Origin of the sequence: Paenibacillus cineris, assembly GCF_018333335.1 — a bacterium.
In the GTDB taxonomy this organism is placed as follows: domain Bacteria; phylum Bacillota; class Bacilli; order Paenibacillales; family Paenibacillaceae; genus Paenibacillus_AQ; species Paenibacillus_AQ favisporus.
On the sequence record NZ_BORU01000001.1, the window covers coordinates 641,704 to 656,830 of the forward strand.

Annotated in this window: 14 protein-coding genes; 11 read left to right on the plus strand and 3 right to left on the minus strand. The window is 55.2% G+C overall.

Annotated features, from left to right (window positions below):
* Positions 1 to 37 precede the first annotated feature (37 nt).
* Positions 38 to 1,372 (plus strand): DRTGG domain-containing protein, encoded by a 1,335-nt coding sequence (locus KI379_RS03355; protein WP_089545815.1) that lies wholly within the window; start codon positions 38 to 40, stop codon positions 1,370 to 1,372.
* 191 nt (positions 1,373 to 1,563) lie between these two features.
* Here the strand turns inward: KI379_RS03355 and KI379_RS03360 are convergent, their stop codons facing one another.
* The 3 genes from KI379_RS03360 to KI379_RS03370 are packed head-to-tail and all read right to left on the minus strand — an operon-like array spanning position 1,564 to position 2,759.
* Positions 1,564 to 1,911, minus strand: a complete 348-nt coding sequence (locus tag KI379_RS03360) for a YtpI family protein (protein ID WP_306433629.1) — start codon at positions 1,909 to 1,911, stop codon at positions 1,564 to 1,566.
* Positions 1,912 to 1,925: 14 nt separating this feature from the next.
* Complete coding sequence (locus tag KI379_RS03365; protein ID WP_076170475.1) at positions 1,926 to 2,429, minus strand: hypothetical protein; 504 nt, start codon at positions 2,427 to 2,429, stop codon at positions 1,926 to 1,928.
* Between the two features lie 3 nt (positions 2,430 to 2,432).
* Positions 2,433 to 2,759 carry a YtrH family sporulation protein gene (locus KI379_RS03370; RefSeq protein ID WP_076170474.1) on the minus strand — a complete coding sequence of 109 codons (327 nt, stop codon included), beginning with the start codon at positions 2,757 to 2,759 and terminating at the stop codon, positions 2,433 to 2,435.
* A gap of 155 nt (positions 2,760 to 2,914) precedes the next feature.
* Between KI379_RS03370 and KI379_RS03375 the strand changes: the two genes are divergently transcribed.
* From KI379_RS03375 to icd, 10 genes are all read left to right on the plus strand, one after another.
* The gene (locus tag KI379_RS03375; protein WP_212982775.1) at positions 2,915 to 6,583 is read left to right on the plus strand and encodes a DNA polymerase III subunit alpha; all 3,669 of its coding nucleotides are present in this window, start codon (positions 2,915 to 2,917) and stop codon (positions 6,581 to 6,583) included.
* A 236-nt stretch (positions 6,584 to 6,819) separates the two neighbouring features.
* Positions 6,820 to 7,326, plus strand: coding sequence for a phosphatidylglycerophosphatase A family protein (locus KI379_RS03380; RefSeq protein ID WP_089545818.1), 507 nt, complete (start codon positions 6,820 to 6,822; stop codon positions 7,324 to 7,326).
* A 135-nt stretch (positions 7,327 to 7,461) separates the two neighbouring features.
* A complete protein-coding gene (locus tag KI379_RS03385; protein ID WP_076170471.1) occupies positions 7,462 to 7,650 on the plus strand; it encodes a glutamate decarboxylase in 189 nt (62 codons plus the stop codon).
* Positions 7,651 to 7,727: 77 nt separating this feature from the next.
* The gene (gene accD / locus KI379_RS03390; RefSeq protein ID WP_076170470.1) at positions 7,728 to 8,618 is read left to right on the plus strand and encodes an acetyl-CoA carboxylase, carboxyltransferase subunit beta; all 891 of its coding nucleotides are present in this window, start codon (positions 7,728 to 7,730) and stop codon (positions 8,616 to 8,618) included.
* Positions 8,619 to 9,602 (plus strand): acetyl-CoA carboxylase carboxyltransferase subunit alpha, encoded by a 984-nt coding sequence (locus KI379_RS03395; protein ID WP_076170469.1) that lies wholly within the window; start codon positions 8,619 to 8,621, stop codon positions 9,600 to 9,602.
* 136 nt (positions 9,603 to 9,738) lie between these two features.
* Positions 9,739 to 11,163, plus strand: coding sequence for a pyruvate kinase (gene pyk / locus KI379_RS03400; protein WP_076170468.1), 1,425 nt, complete (start codon positions 9,739 to 9,741; stop codon positions 11,161 to 11,163).
* A gap of 180 nt (positions 11,164 to 11,343) precedes the next feature.
* On the plus strand, positions 11,344 to 11,853 hold the full coding sequence (locus KI379_RS03405; RefSeq protein ID WP_212982776.1) for an acyl-CoA thioesterase: 510 nt from the start codon (positions 11,344 to 11,346) through the stop codon (positions 11,851 to 11,853).
* A complete protein-coding gene (locus tag KI379_RS03410; RefSeq protein WP_076170466.1) occupies positions 11,850 to 12,251 on the plus strand; it encodes an FxsA family protein in 402 nt (133 codons plus the stop codon). The genes KI379_RS03405 and KI379_RS03410 overlap by 4 nt, the downstream gene beginning before the upstream one ends.
* A gap of 339 nt (positions 12,252 to 12,590) precedes the next feature.
* Complete coding sequence (gene citZ, locus KI379_RS03415; RefSeq protein WP_089545820.1) at positions 12,591 to 13,706, plus strand: citrate synthase; 1,116 nt, start codon at positions 12,591 to 12,593, stop codon at positions 13,704 to 13,706.
* A gap of 122 nt (positions 13,707 to 13,828) precedes the next feature.
* A complete protein-coding gene (icd, locus tag KI379_RS03420) occupies positions 13,829 to 15,121 on the plus strand; it encodes an NADP-dependent isocitrate dehydrogenase (protein WP_076170464.1) in 1,293 nt (430 codons plus the stop codon).
* Positions 15,122 to 15,127: the final 6 nt, after the last annotated feature.

Here is a 15,127-nt window from a genome sequence, read left to right on the forward strand (position 1 = left end):
ACAGTATGGTACAGATAGAAACGTGGGGGTGTAACAGTTGGAGGGCCGCGATGAAACGATTACGAAACATGAGCAGCTGCTGCAGCATATCGAAGGGCTGAAAATTGGCACCAAGATTTCGGTCCGCAAGCTGGCGAAGGAAATGTCCGTTAGCGAAGGGACTGCTTATCGGGCGGTTAAGGACGCCGAAAACCTGGGCATCGTCGTGACCAAGGAAAGGATCGGCACCGTCCGGGTCGAGAAGAAGCCGCGGAATATTTCCGAGCAGCTCACCTTCGCCGACGTGGTCGAGATCGTGGAAGGCCACATGATCGGCGGAGCCGATGGACTGAATAAACATCTGCATAAATACGTCATCGGCGCCATGGAGGTGGACGCCATGGCCCGTTACATCGACGCGGGCAGCCTGCTCATCGTCGGCAACCGGGCTGACGCGCATTCGCTGGCGCTGGAGCAGGGAGCGGGCGTGCTCATTACCGGCGGATTCGGTACGAGCCGGGAGGTCAAGGAGCTGGCCGACACGCTCGACCTGCCGATTTTTTCATCGCGCCACGACACGTTTACGGTGGCATCGCTGATCAACCGGGCCATTTTCGACCGCCTGATCAAGAAGAAAATTATGATCGTGGAGGACATCGTCAACACCCGGGCCAAAATCCACGCCCTCAAGCTGTCGAGCACCGTGGCGGATTGCAAAGCGCTGGCGGATCAGACCGGACAGCTGCGGCTGCCGGTCATCGATGAGTGGAACCGGGTGCTCGGTATCGTGAACCGGAGCGATATGAAGGACCTGCCCGATGGGCAGAGCATCGAGAAGCTGCTGGTCCGCAATCCGGTCACGGCCGGACTGCAAACCTCGCTCGCGTCCGCAGCACAGCTTATGATGTGGGAAGGTGTGGACTTTCTGCCGATCGTCGACCGCAACCGCAAGCTGGTGGCGACCGTGTCGCGGAAGGAAGTGCTTCAGGCCATGCGCGACGCCCGCAAGCAGCCGCAGCTCGGCGAGACGTTCGACCATTTGATCTGGAACGGATTTGCGGATGAGCGGGATGAGGAGGGGCGGCTCTTTTTCCACGGTTTTATTACGCCGCAGATGGCGACGGATCTCGGTACGATTTCAGAAGGCATCCTGACCACGGTGATGACGCAGGCGGCGCTGCGGGCGGCGAAGGATATGACGGGGAATGACTTTGTCCTGGATAACATGTCGACATACTTCGTCCGCCCGGTGCAGATCGAGGACCCGGTGACCGTCATGCCGCGGCTGCTGGAGGCGAGCCGGCGGACGTGCAAGATCGAAATCGAAATGCTGCATGACGACAGCCTGGTGGCCAAAGCCGTGCTGACGCTTCATTCTATCGAGCATGGATAACAGGTAACGGGCATGGCCGAATTGGCCATGGTCTTAGCCAGACATAAATATAACCGGCAGCATCTTTGATCAAAGATACGGCCGGTTATTTGTTGTTTGTGGCCTGCCCCGATTATCTCCCGAACGATAAAGTTTGGGTCTTGTCCACGCTTGGAAGATTCAGATTACACTGCGCAATTGCAACACCAGGTTCAAGCTTTCGTATCTGAGGATTTCATGCGGCTGAAATGGCCCCGATTGCGGATGCCCGCGAAAATATTGAACGCCCCGAGGACGAGGAACAGCCCCTCGATAACGACCGCGGCGGTCGATCCATGGAAAATAAACATGCAGATCAGCGCAAGCACGATCAGCATTATTCCAAGGCAGATATTCATATTCGAGCCGTACAAGCCCCGGTCACGGACATCGGCGGAACGCCGGGCGCGGTAGCTGTAGTAAGCGGAACATAAACAGGTAATCACCAGCAGCGCAAATAGGCAATAGCGGATGACGGAAATCATCGAATGCTGCAGCTCCTTTACTGTCAATAACTTCAATATTCCTCATTGTATCACGATTTGCCGACCGAAGCGACACTTTGAGGCTCGATGTCGATCCATATCTGGAGCACGCCCTCCGCCACCAGCATCGTCTTGATTTCGATGGAATATTCCTTATCGCGCACCCTGTAAATTTTACGATTGAGGAGGTTCCGGGCGATTTTGCTGTCCTCGTCGATATCGAAAATGTTCCGGCCCCGCAGCACCTCCAGATCCTCGCCGAGTTTGCGGATCACTTCCTTGACGATGACCGGATCGAGAGGCGGGTCCTGCTGCTCCGCACGGATTTTGATTTCCTTGATCACGGTTTGCTGATTGTTGTATTTTTTCAGCGTTTTGATGTCGTCCTCGTATTGCTGGATCCGAAGCTCCAGGTCCTGATTGGACGCCCAAAGCATGTCAAAGCTGGAGTGGAACACCGAATTATACACGACGCTTCCGATAACGGCGCCCAAGACGAAGACGGCGGTCAGCTGGGAGAAATGGCGGTATCGGCTGAACGGAGGAATTCGCATCGGCTACTCCCTGCCGCCGCAAACCCATTTGACCAGCTCGCTGCCCATATGGGCGCCGAGGAAGGCGAAGAGGAGAAACAGAACCTGCTTGATGGCGGGGGAAAGATTGCCCCCCATAAAATTGCTCTCGATGACCCGCATCGGATCGATCGTGCCGCCGATCGCCGCCGCCATCGCCCATATTTTAATCCGATCGGCCACCTCGAGCATGGTGTGTGTCGGTGATTGCAGCGAGATGACTGCACCGATCCCGCCGACCATCGCACCGCCCAGCACGATGCCGAAAGCGATAAAGAAATCCAGTATGGCTTTGGATAAAAACACGCTCATGATTCCCAGTCCTTTCCCAAGGAGGTCGGAAACGCCTTGTCCAGCGGTTTCCTTATTCCATTCTATGGGCGGTCCTAGGCGGATTATGATAAAATAATAAATAGTGCATGAAACGTTAAAAACCAGTGATCACTGCGGCGAAAAGGAGACGAGACATGAGTTCATTTGTGCATCTTCACGTGCATAGCGAATACAGCCTTCTGGATGGAGCGGCACGGATCTCGGACCTTGTCCGGCGAGCCGCGGAGAACGGAATGAAGGCGCTGGCACTGACTGACCATGGGGTCATGTACGGCGCGGTGCCATTTTATAAAGCCTGTGTGGCGGAAGGCATCAAGCCGATCATCGGCTGCGAGGCCTACCTGACGGCCGGTTCCCGCAAAGAGCGCGGCAGCCGCAAGGATCAGCCGATCTATCACCTGATCCTGCTGGCCAAGAACGAGACGGGTTACCGCAATCTGATGAAGCTGTGCTCCATCGGGCATTTGGAAGGTTTTCACTATAAACCGCGCATCGATATGGATGCGCTCGCGAAACATCATGAGGGCATCATCTGCCTGAGCGCCTGCCTCGGCGGGGAAGTGCCCCAGCATCTGCTGCACGGCCGGACCGAGGAAGCGCGCCGGGCGGCGCTGCGGTACCGGGACATTTTCGGCGAAGATTTTTACCTGGAGCTGCAGGACCATGGGCTGCCCGAACAGAAGCGGGTCAATCCGCAGCTGATCGAGCTCGCCCGGGAGCTGGACGTTCCGCTCGTAGCGACCAACGACGTCCACTATCTCGTCCGTGAGGATGCTTCCATGCAGGACGTGCTGATCTGTATCGGTACGGGGAAAACGGTAGAGGACGAGGACCGGCTGCAGATTCAGACCGACCAGCTGTACCTGAAAAGCGGAGAGGAAATGGCCCGCTTGTTCCCGCATGTCCGGGAAGCTCTGGACAATACGCTCCTCATTGCGGACAAATGCAGCCTGGAGCTGGAATTCGGCCGGTCCATTCTGCCGGAATACCGCCCGCTTCCCGAGGGGCAGACGGCTGCCGAATACTTGCGGACCCTGTGCCTGGAAGGACTGGAGAGCCGCTACAGTACGACCGGCCTGTGGGACACCGAAGAAGGAAAAAGAGAGCTTCTCCAGCGCCTCGACTACGAGCTCGGCGTCATCGGCAGCATGGGGTTCAGCGATTACTTCCTCATCGTTTGGGATTTTATCGCGTATGCGCACCGGCAGGGAATCGTGACCGGTCCCGGACGGGGCTCATCCGCGGGCAGTCTTGTCGCTTACGTGCTCCGCATCACGAACGTTGATCCGATCAAGTACAACCTGCTGTTCGAACGCTTCCTGAACCCGGAGCGGGTGACCATGCCGGATATCGATATCGACTTCAGCGACGAACGCCGCGACGAAGTAATCGAGTACGTGGCCGATAAATACGGAAGCGAACACGTCGCGCAGATCATCACCTTCGGGACGATGGCCGCCCGCGCGGCGGTACGCGACGTGGGACGCGCCTTGAACGTATCGTACGGCGAGGTGGACAAGGCGGCCAAGCTTATCCCGAATGCACACGGCATCAACATCCGCCGGGCGATGGAAATCAGCGACGAGCTGAAGAAGCTGTACGAGCAGAGCCCCAAAACCCGCGAGATGCTCGATATGGCCATGAAGGTCGAAGGCATGCCGCGGCACGCGTCGACCCACGCCGCGGGTGTGGTCATATCGCGCGACCCGCTGACCGATGCGGTCCCGCTGCAGGAAGGCAGCGAGCGAACCGCGCTGACCCAATATCCGATGGAGCAGCTGGAAAGCATCGGCCTGCTCAAAATGGACTTTCTCGGTCTGCGCACCCTGTCGATCATCGAGCGGTCCATGCGCTGGATCGGGGAAATGACCGGCAGCGCGCCGGATTTCGCGCAGGTTCCGGACAATGACCCGCTGACCTATGAGATGCTGGGGAGCGGAGATACGACCGGCGTGTTCCAGCTGGAGTCCGCCGGCATGCGGCGGGTGCTCAAAGAGCTGAAGCCAAGCGTATTCGAGGACGTCATCTCGGTCGTGGCGCTGTACCGCCCGGGTCCGATGGAGTTTATCCCGAATTTCATTCAGGCGAAGCATGGTACCATCCAGGTCGACTACCCGCATGACGATTTGAAGCCGATCCTGGCCGACACCTACGGTATCATTGTGTACCAGGAACAGATCATGAAAATCGCCTCGCTGATGGCAGGCTTCTCACTCGGGGAATCCGATCTGCTGCGGCGCGCCGTATCCAAGAAGAAGCGGGAAGTGCTCGACCGTGAGCGCAGCCACTTCGTGGAGGGCAGCCTGAAGCAGGGATATACCGAAGTGGATGCGAACAAGGTATACGACATGATCGTGCGCTTTGCCGATTACGGTTTCCCGAGAGCCCACGCGGCAGCGTATGCTGTTCTGGCATTCCAGACCGCTTATCTCAAGGCGCACTATCCGGTGCAGTTCATGGCCTCGATGCTGACGGCCGTCATGGGCAGCCACCGGAAGGTCGCGGAATACGTGGTGGAGTGCCGCCGGATGAACATCAAGGTGCTGCCGCCCGACGTCAACGAGAGCGGCGTGCTGTTTACACCGGTGGCGGTAAGCGCGGAGAACGGGCAGCCGGCCGAAGGGCCGGGGCATATCCGGTTCGGGCTGGGGGCCATCAAGAACGTGGGTACCCAGGCCGTGGAAAACATGATGCGCGTCCGGGAGGAGAAGCCGTTCGAAAGCCTGCTCGACTTCTGCCGCCGGATCGATCTGCGCGTCTGCAACAAACGGGTGATCGAGTCGCTGATCCAGGCGGGCGCCTTCGATTCGCTGCCGGGCCACCGCGCGCAGCTGCTCGCCATGCTGGACGAGACCGTCGATGCCGCCGTCAAATGGCGCAAGGAACGCGAGGATCTGCAGATCCAGCTGTTTGATTTTGTCGAAACGACGAATTGGGAGATCGAATATCCCGACATTCCGCCGTTTTCCGTTTCCCAGCAGCTGGAGCACGAGCGCGATCTGCTCGGTCTGTATCTGTCCGGCCACCCCCTGGACGACTTTGATGAAGTATTAGACGAACCGGGCGTGGAGCGGCTGATGAACCTGGCCGAGGCGGCGGATGAAGCGAAGGTGGTCGTCGCGGGCATGGTCGTGTCCGTCAAGTCGATCACGACCAAGCAGGGCAAAGCGATGGCCTTCATGGAGCTGGAAGACCAGATCGAACGCTGCGAAGTGGTGCTGTTCCCTGAAGTTTGGAAGCGCAGCGCAAGCTATGTCGGCAAGGGCGAGCTGCTGGCACTGCGCGCCAAGGTGCAGCAGCAGGACGAGGGCATCAAGCTCCTCGCCGAGGAAGTGCTGCCGCTGGCCGGGGCCCCGCTTGCCCAGATGGTCAAGCGGAACCAGGCGCCAGCCGGCGGCAGATCCTTCGCCGCGGGGCCGGGGCCCTCGCGGCGACAGGGCGCGCCTGTGGGCCGCCCCGCCCCGCAGGCAGCCGCCGGCGATGCTGCTGCGCCGGCCGACGCACCGGCGAGCAAGGAGCAGGGCGGCGGTGCACCCGCCCCGGCGAAGGAACAAGCGCGCCGCCCCACAACGGCGGAGCAGCGCGTCTTCGTTAAGATTACGCCGGAAGCGGAGAACCCGGACCTGCTTGCCAAGCTGAAGCAGCTGCTTCAGGAGCATCCGGGTCCGGTGGCCACGGTGCTCTTTTACGAGCAAAGCCAAAAGCTCCTTGCGCTCAGCGACAACTATCGGATCAAACCGTCGCCCGAATTTTTCGAAATGATCGAAAACATGCTCGGAAAAGGGACGGTCCGGATTAAATAGAAGCACGGATCAAAGGGCGGCTGGCACAACCGCCGGCAACAGTTCAATAGTTCAATAGTTCATTGACCCTCCGGGCTTCTGCGGAAATGACACAGATTTTACGAACGTTTCCCGAGCCTCCCGCATACACTTAGGAACACCTAGGGACAACATTATCATGTGCCGCCCGGCTGCCTTGGGCAGACGCATCTTTTCGAAGGACCCGGGGGCGGGCGTGCCGTGCGGGAGGAATAAACATGTCATATGATGCAGCGATTGCCATGCTGAGCCGCAGGGGAGTCAAAGTCGGGGACATTGCCGATATCGTGTATAAACTGCAAATCCCGTACCATCCGGAACTGGAGATCGACGAATGCGTGGAGAGCGTGAACGCCGTCCTCGGCAAAAGGGAAGTGCAGTACACGCTGGTGACCGGGATGGCGCTTGACGAGCTGGCGGAGAAGAAGCTTCTTCCCGAGCCTTTGCAGGCGATCATGGAGGCGGACGAACCACTGTACGGAGTGGACGAGACGTTGGCGCTCGGCATTACGAGCGTGTACGGCATGATCGGACTGACAAGTTTTGGTTTTTTGGATAAAGAAAAAATCGGTATTATCGATACCCTGAACAATAAAAAGGACGAGATCCACGTTTTTCTCGATGATCTGGTCGCCGGGCTCGCCGCCGCGGCATCCGCGAGGATCGCCCACCGGTACAAGGGAGCCAAGCAGTATCCGTCCGCTTCCGGAAATTCCGGGTTGTAACGCCTGAAGGCCTTGAACGAACCCTCTGATCGGCCTGCCCGCGTCCCATCACTTTGTTGCGGGAAAAAACGGAGTTATGTTATCATTACTCTATTATACGTGCTCAGAACATGAGATTAGGGGGTTCTGCAAGGAATGTGGACGGTCATCTATATCGCACCTACCGCCAAGGTAGCGGAAATGATCACGACCAAATTAACGGAAGAGGGATTTTTGGTTAAAAGCCGTCCGATCAATTTATCCAAGCAGCAGTTCGAGATTTTGGTTCCCTCTGGTGAGCTGGAGGAAGTCCAGGAAGTGCTTAATTCCATTTTGCATCCTTAATTTTAAGGAAACAAAGTGACGTTTATAGAGGCAGAGTGAAGAGCGGCTGGGCAAATTAACGGCTGAGAGGTGTAGTTGTGTTTAAAGACTTGTTCCAGAAAAAAAGAAAATACGCGACCATTCCTTCAGAACGTGTAGGAAGAGGCAGCGAGCCGGGTGAAGAAAGACCGCGCCGGGAAATTCCCGAAGGCTTGATGAATAAATGTCCAAAATGCGGCAGCATTCAATACAGCAAAGAGCTGGAGAAAAATCTGAAGGTTTGCCCCAACTGCGGACACCACATGCGTCTGAATGCGTTGGAACGGATCCAAATGACGCTGGATGATGCAGGATTTGAAGAGTTCGACAGCGGTATGGTATCGGTCGATCCGCTCCAATTTCCGGGATATGCCAACAAGCTGGAGCAGCAGGCGCTCAAGTCGGGTCTGCGCGAAGCGGTTGTTACCGGACAAGGCACCATTGAAGGACTCCCGGTTGTCGTCGCTGTCATGAGCTTCGATTTCTTTACGGGAAGCATGGGTTCGGTCGTCGGTGAGAAAATTACCCGGGCGATCGAAATTGCGACCGAAAGGGATCTCCCGCTCATTATTTTCTCGACCTCCGGCGGAGCGCGTATGCAGGAAAGTATTCTAAGTTTGATGCAAATGGCGAAGACAAGTGCTGCTTTGTCTCGTTTTAACGAAAAAGGCGGCCTTTACATTTCGGTCATTACCGATCCGACGACAGGCGGAGTTTCGGCCAGCTTTGCCACGCTCGGCGATATTAACATCGCGGAGCCGGGGGCTGTGTTCGGCTTTGCTGGACGGATCGTTATCGAGCAGACCATCCGCCAGAAGCTCCCGGATGATTTCCAGACGGCGGAGTTCAATTTGGCGCACGGACAGCTGGATTTGGTCGTCCACCGGAAAGAGCTGCGCCAAATGCTGTACAAGCTGATCGAGATGCATACCGTGAAAGGGGGATATTAAGTGGCAGGAGAATTGCCTTTTGAAAAGCCCCTTGTGGAAATGCGGCAGAAGATCAATGAGCTGAAGCAGTTCGGAGCGGACAAGGGTATTGATTTTAGCGACGAGATTGCGAGATTGGAAGAAAGATACGCCCAATTGGAAGAAGAGGTGTATTCAAATATTACGGCCGCCCAGAAAATGCATCTGGCCCGGCATCATCAGCGTCCCACTTCGCTCGATTTGATCCAGCTGATTTTCAGCGATTTCATCGAGCTGCACGGGGACCGTCTATTTGGTGATGACCTCGCGGTCATTGGCGGGCTGGCCAAGCTGAACGGGACTCCGGTCACCGTGATCGGTCAACAGCGCGGGAAGGATACGAAGGACAACATTGCCCGTTTCTTTGGCAGTGCGCATCCGGAAGGCTTCCGCAAAGCGCTGCGGCTGATGCATCAGGCGGACAAATTTAAACGCCCGATTATCACTTTTATTGATACAAAAGGTGCTTATCCGGGTAATACAGCAGAAGAGAGGGGACAATCCGAGGCAATCGCCCGCAATTTACGGGAGATGGCCGCTCTGGGTGTTCCTGTTATTTGTGTGGTCATCGGCGAAGGTGGAAGCGGCGGTGCTCTTGCGATGGCCGTCGGCAACCGTGTGCTGATGCTGGAGCATGCGATCTATTCGGCGATTTCGCCGAACGGAGCGGCTTCGATCCTCTGGAAGGATGCGTCCAAAGCGGATCAGGCGGCCGAGGCCATGAAGATTACGGCCAAAGACCTGCTTGAATTCGAAGTGATCGAAGAGATCGTGCCGGAACCGAAAGGCGGAGCGCACCGGGACTATGAGGCGACGGCCGCTGCTATTAAGGACAGCCTAGTACGCCATCTGGGCGAACTGTCGGGACTTGACAGCGCCGCCTTGAAGGAAGACCGGTATCAGAAGTTCCGCAAGATCGGCAAGTTTGCCTATGAACAATCTTCGCATGTCGGTGTGATAGATTAGTTCGATCTGGGCAATGATGTATTATGACAAACTTTCAAACTTCCTATACAAAACTTTCGTTTTGTAGTAAATTTAATCTTTGGATAAAGATATGTAGGGTAGAGAGACTTTAAAGAATAAAACGGAGGAAACCCAAATGCGTAAAACAAAAATCGTATGTACCATCGGTCCTTCCAGTGAATCGTTGGAAAACACCAAAAAATTGATTATGGCCGGCATGAACGTTGCCCGTTTGAACTTCTCGCACGGCGATTTCGAGGAGCATGGCCGCCGGATCAAGAACATCCGCGAAGCCTGCCGCGAGCTTGGCAAAACCGTTGCCATCCTGCTTGACACCAAAGGACCGGAAATCCGCACAGGCAAGCTTGCCGTGGAGCCGATCGAGCTGGTGCAGGATGAGTACATCACGCTGACGACCGAAGAAATTCTGGGCGACAAAGACCGGATTTCGATCACGTACAAAGATCTTCCAAGTGATGTGCAGCCGGGTTCGACGATCCTGATCGACGACGGATTGATCGGCCTGACGGTTGTGGAAGTCGAGGGCACTGAAATTAAATGCCGTATTGTCAATGGCGGTACGATCAAGAGCAAAAAAGGCGTGAACGTACCGGGTGTGGCGATTTCTCTGCCGGGCATCACAGAGAAAGACGCGAACGATATCGTATTCGGGATCGAACAGGGCATCGATTTTATCGCAGCTTCCTTCGTACGCAAAGCAAGTGACGTTCAAGAAATCCGCGAGCTGCTCGCCAAGCACAACGCAGAGCACATCCAGATCATTTCCAAGATCGAGAACCAGCAAGGCGTGGACAACCTCGATGAAATTTTGGAAGCGTCCGACGGTCTGATGGTTGCCCGCGGCGACCTCGGCGTGGAAATTCCGGCCGAAGAAGTACCGCTGGTACAAAAGCGCATGATCGAAAAATGTAATGTTGCCGGCAAACCGGTCATTACGGCGACGCAAATGCTGGATTCCATGCAGCGCAACCCGCGTCCGACACGCGCCGAAGCGAGTGACGTAGCGAACGCGATCTTCGACGGCACGGATGCAATCATGCTGTCCGGGGAAACGGCTGCCGGTAAATATCCGGTGGAATCCGTTCTGACGATGTCCCGCATCGCCGAGAAGGCTGAATCCGCGCTGAACTACCGCGAGATTTTCCTGAAGCAGCGGATTGCCCAAGAAACGACAATTACCGAAGCGATCAGCCAATCGGTGGCGATTTCCGCACTGGATCTGAACGCCAAGGCGATCATTTCTTCGACGGAATCCGGCCATACGGCACGCATGGTATCCAAGTACCGTCCGGAAGCACCGATCATCGCAGTGACTACGCAGGAGCGCACGCTGCGTCGTCTGGCTTTGACTTGGGGCGTTACGCCGGTCCCAGGCAAGACTGCTACATCGACGGATGAAATGTTCGAGAACTCCTTGAAGGGTGGCCTGGAGTCCGGTCTCGTAAAACCGGGCGATCTGGTTGTTATTACGGCTGGGGTTCCGCTGGGACAATCCGGTTCGACGAACCTGGTGAAAGTCAGCCAAATTCCAAACGCATAAGAGGACTGCGGCGCAGACCGCCGCGAGCCTACCGATAGATCCATTTCATAGAAAAGCCTGTCAGGATTCACTCCTGGCAGGCTTTTTTTGCTGATACCGGGCAAATTTCAGAAGCAGGCATCCCTTATGTTATACTAAATTGAAGGACATTAATTACAGCAAGAAAGGGAACAGTGGAGGATGGGAAAAGATAACGGCATTCAGCTCAGCCGCTGGTTTACGACGTCACTCCGGGTACGCTATCAGGAAAGCGACAAAATGGCTGTCGTCTACCATGCGAATTATTTAAACTGGTTTGAAATCGGCCGGACCGAAATGATCCGCGAATTGGGCATTACTTACCGCAGTATGGAGGATGAGGGCTTGTTTCTGCCCGTCACGGAGCTTGACATGAAGTTTGTGCAGCCGGCGCGCTATGACGACATGATTACGATTTTTACGAGAATGACGCGGTTCACCAAACTGCGGATTGACTATATCTATGAAATCCGAAGACGATCCGAACAGGAGCAGGCGACGTTTGACGGCAGCGGGTATAAGATCGGCGAAGAACTGCCTGGAGAAGTGCTTGTCACAGGTTCGACGAAACATGTGTGGCTGAACCGGGACTGGCAGCCCGTAAGGCTCGACAAGCACTCGCCTGCGCTGTATACGGCCCTGTCCAAGTCGATTACAGGAGGAGAAGCATGACCGCGTTCAGAAAATGGCTGCTGGCCCTGATCATTATCGTTCCGGTGGTCGAAATATTCGGCTTCGAATGGGTGGCTACCCGGGTAGGAGCGGCCAATACGCTGCTGCTGACCATCGTCACATCAGGAATCGGCATGCTGATGATGCGCTTTGAGGGGCGCAAGGTGCTGGAGGATTCGCGGGCCAAAATGAATTCAGGCCAGGTTCCCGGCCGGAGCATGGTGGATGGCTTATGCGTGTTTATCGGAGGGATGCTGCTTGTCCTTCCTGGCTTTGTAACGGACCTGATCGGGTTTACGATGGTATTTCCGCTGACTCGGCCCTTGTACCGCTATGTCATTTTGAAGTGGATCGAGCGGAAGATGAAAGACGGAAACATTAAGATTTACCGCCGTTAGCGGCAGGAAGAGCATACCTGATAAAAAATTGTTTATTTGGCTGATAAAACAATTTGATGTTTTCTGTCACCTTGTAATTGTTCACATAGACGTCAAAATACTTTATGATAATATATGGTTCCATTACTTGGCGATTGGTGTCAGGTAGAGTAGCGGACAACGGTTTTGCGGGATCCGAACAGGAGAGTACAGCCCGCCCGGTTCCGCGTTAACGGCATTATGGCACGGCCTGTCTGCTGTGGATTGCGTCGCTGGACGTTTTTCTTTTCAGTAAAATGTAACTGTTTTCACGGTTCATGCATGTTGTTAAAATTCCGTTATACGAAGGAGAGATGTACGATGACAGCTACCAAAGGTCTGGAAGGAATTGTTGCCGCAGCTTCTTCCATCAGCTCGATTGTCGACGGTGTGCTCACATACCGCGGTTATAACATTGATGACCTGGCAGCGAACGCGAGCTTCGAAGAAGTGGCTTTCCTGCTCTGGTTCGGAAAACTGCCGAATCAGGACGAATTGAGTCGTCTTCAGCAGGACCTCAGCGACTATGCCGCAATTCCGGATGCTTTGATCGAACAAATGAAATTGTACCCTAAAGATATGAGCACGATGGCAGCTCTCCGTTCCGCCGTATCGGCCCTGGCGCTGTACGATGCGGAAGCCGACGATATGAGCCGTGAAGCCAATGAGCGCAAGGCGATCCGTCTTCAGGCGCAGCTCCCTACGATTATTGCGGCCATGGCCCGCCTCCGCAAAGGCCAGGAGCCTGTCGCACCGAAAGCAGGCTTGTCGGTTGCCGAAAACTTCCTGTATATGCTCAGAGGTGAAACACCAGAAGAGACTTCGGTGAAGGCTCTCGACCAGGCGCTCGTGCTGCATGCCGACCATGAGCTGAACGCTTCGACGTTTGCTGCGCGCGTAACCGTGGCGACGCTTTCGGACATCTACTCCGGCGTTACATCGGCGATCGGCGCTCTGAAAGGCCCACTGCACGGCGGTGCCAACGAAGCGGTCATGAAGATGCTGAACGAAATCGGAAGCATCGACAAAGTTGAGCCTTACATTCAAGAGAAGCTCGACAATAAAGACAAAATTATGGGCTTCGGCCATCGCGTTTACAAAAACGGGGATCCCCGCGCCAAGCATCTGCAGAAGATGTCCCGCGAGCTGGGTGAAATGAAAGGGGATACAAGCCTGTACGAAATGTCCGTCAAAGTGGAGGACATCGTGACTGGCCAGAAGGGACTGAAGCCGAATGTGGACTTCTACTCCGCTTCCGTATATACTCAGCTTGGCATCGAGCAGGAGCTCTTCACGCCGATCTTTGCGATCAGCCGCGTGTCGGGATGGACGGCGCACATTCTGGAACAATATGAGAACAACCGCATCATCCGTCCGCGTGCCGAATATGTCGGCCAAACGGATCAAAAATATGTTCCGATTGAGCAGCGTTCTTAAGGTATAATAGAAAAGGGGGAACACCGTGAACGATCAACCCGGGCACGGGCGGTTCCCTCTGGCTTTGTGCTTGTCCCGGCAGGGAAATCATGCCCGAAGAAAACTTTAAGGAGGAATTATTCATGAAACTCGAGAAATTTGCACTCCCTACCGAAGGTGAAAAGATTGAAATAACGAACGGCAAGCTGCAGGTTCCGAACAATCCAGTTATTCCGTTCATCGAAGGCGACGGCACCGGCCGCGACATTTGGAGAGCTTCCAAGCGCGTTCTGGATGCGGCTGTTGAGAAAGCTTACAACGGCGAGAAAAAAATCGCCTGGTATGAAGTATTTGCCGGTGAAAAAGCCTACAATACATACGGGGAGTGGCTGCCGAACGATACGCTCGAAGCTATCCGCGAGTACATTGTAGCAATTAAGGGACCTTTGACTACGCCGATCGGCGGCGGTATCCGCTCCCTGAACGTGGCCCTGCGCCAAGAGCTCGACCTGTACGTTTGCCTGCGTCCTGTGCGCTACTTCAACGGCGTGCCTTCTCCGGTTAAGCATCCTGAGCTGGTCGATATGGTCATCTTCCGCGAGAATACAGAAGACATCTATGCAGGTATCGAGTACAAGGAAGGCTCGGAGGAAGTGAAGAAGGTCATCAAATTCCTCCAGGAAGAAATGGGCGTTAACAAAATCCGTTTCCCTGAAACTTCCGGTATCGGAATCAAGCCGGTATCTTCCGAAGGCTCCAAGCGCCTCGTTCGCGCTGCAGTAGAATACGCCATCAAGCACGGCCGTAAGAGCGTGACGCTCGTTCACAAAGGCAACATCATGAAATTCACCGAAGGCGCCTTCAAAAACTGGGGTTACGAAGTGGCTGAACAGGAGTTTGGCGATAAAGTGTTCACTTGGGCACAATATGACATCATCAAGGAAAAAGACGGCGTAGACGCTGCGAACGCCGCTCAAAAAGCCGCTGAAGCCGAAGGCAAAATCATCATCAAGGATGCGATTGCCGACATCGCTCTCCAGCAGGTGCTGACTCGTCCGACGGACTTCGACGTGATTGCAACCCTGAACCTGAACGGTGACTATCTGTCCGACGCCCTTGCTGCCCAAATCGGCGGTATCGGTATCGCTCCAGGAGCGAACATCAACTATGTGACAGGACACGCGATCTTTGAAGCAACGCACGGAACAGCTCCGAAATACGCGGACAAAGACGTTGTGAACCCGGGTTCGGTTATCCTGTCCGGCGTTATGCTGCTTGAGCACCTGGGATGGCAGGAAGCGGCAGATCTGATCTACAAAGGCATGGAAACGTCGATTAACAATAAGACGGTCACTTACGATTTCGCCCGTCTGATGGAAGGCGCGACGGAAGTTAAATGCTCCGAGTTTGCTGACGAAGTTATCAAAAACATGTAGGGGAGA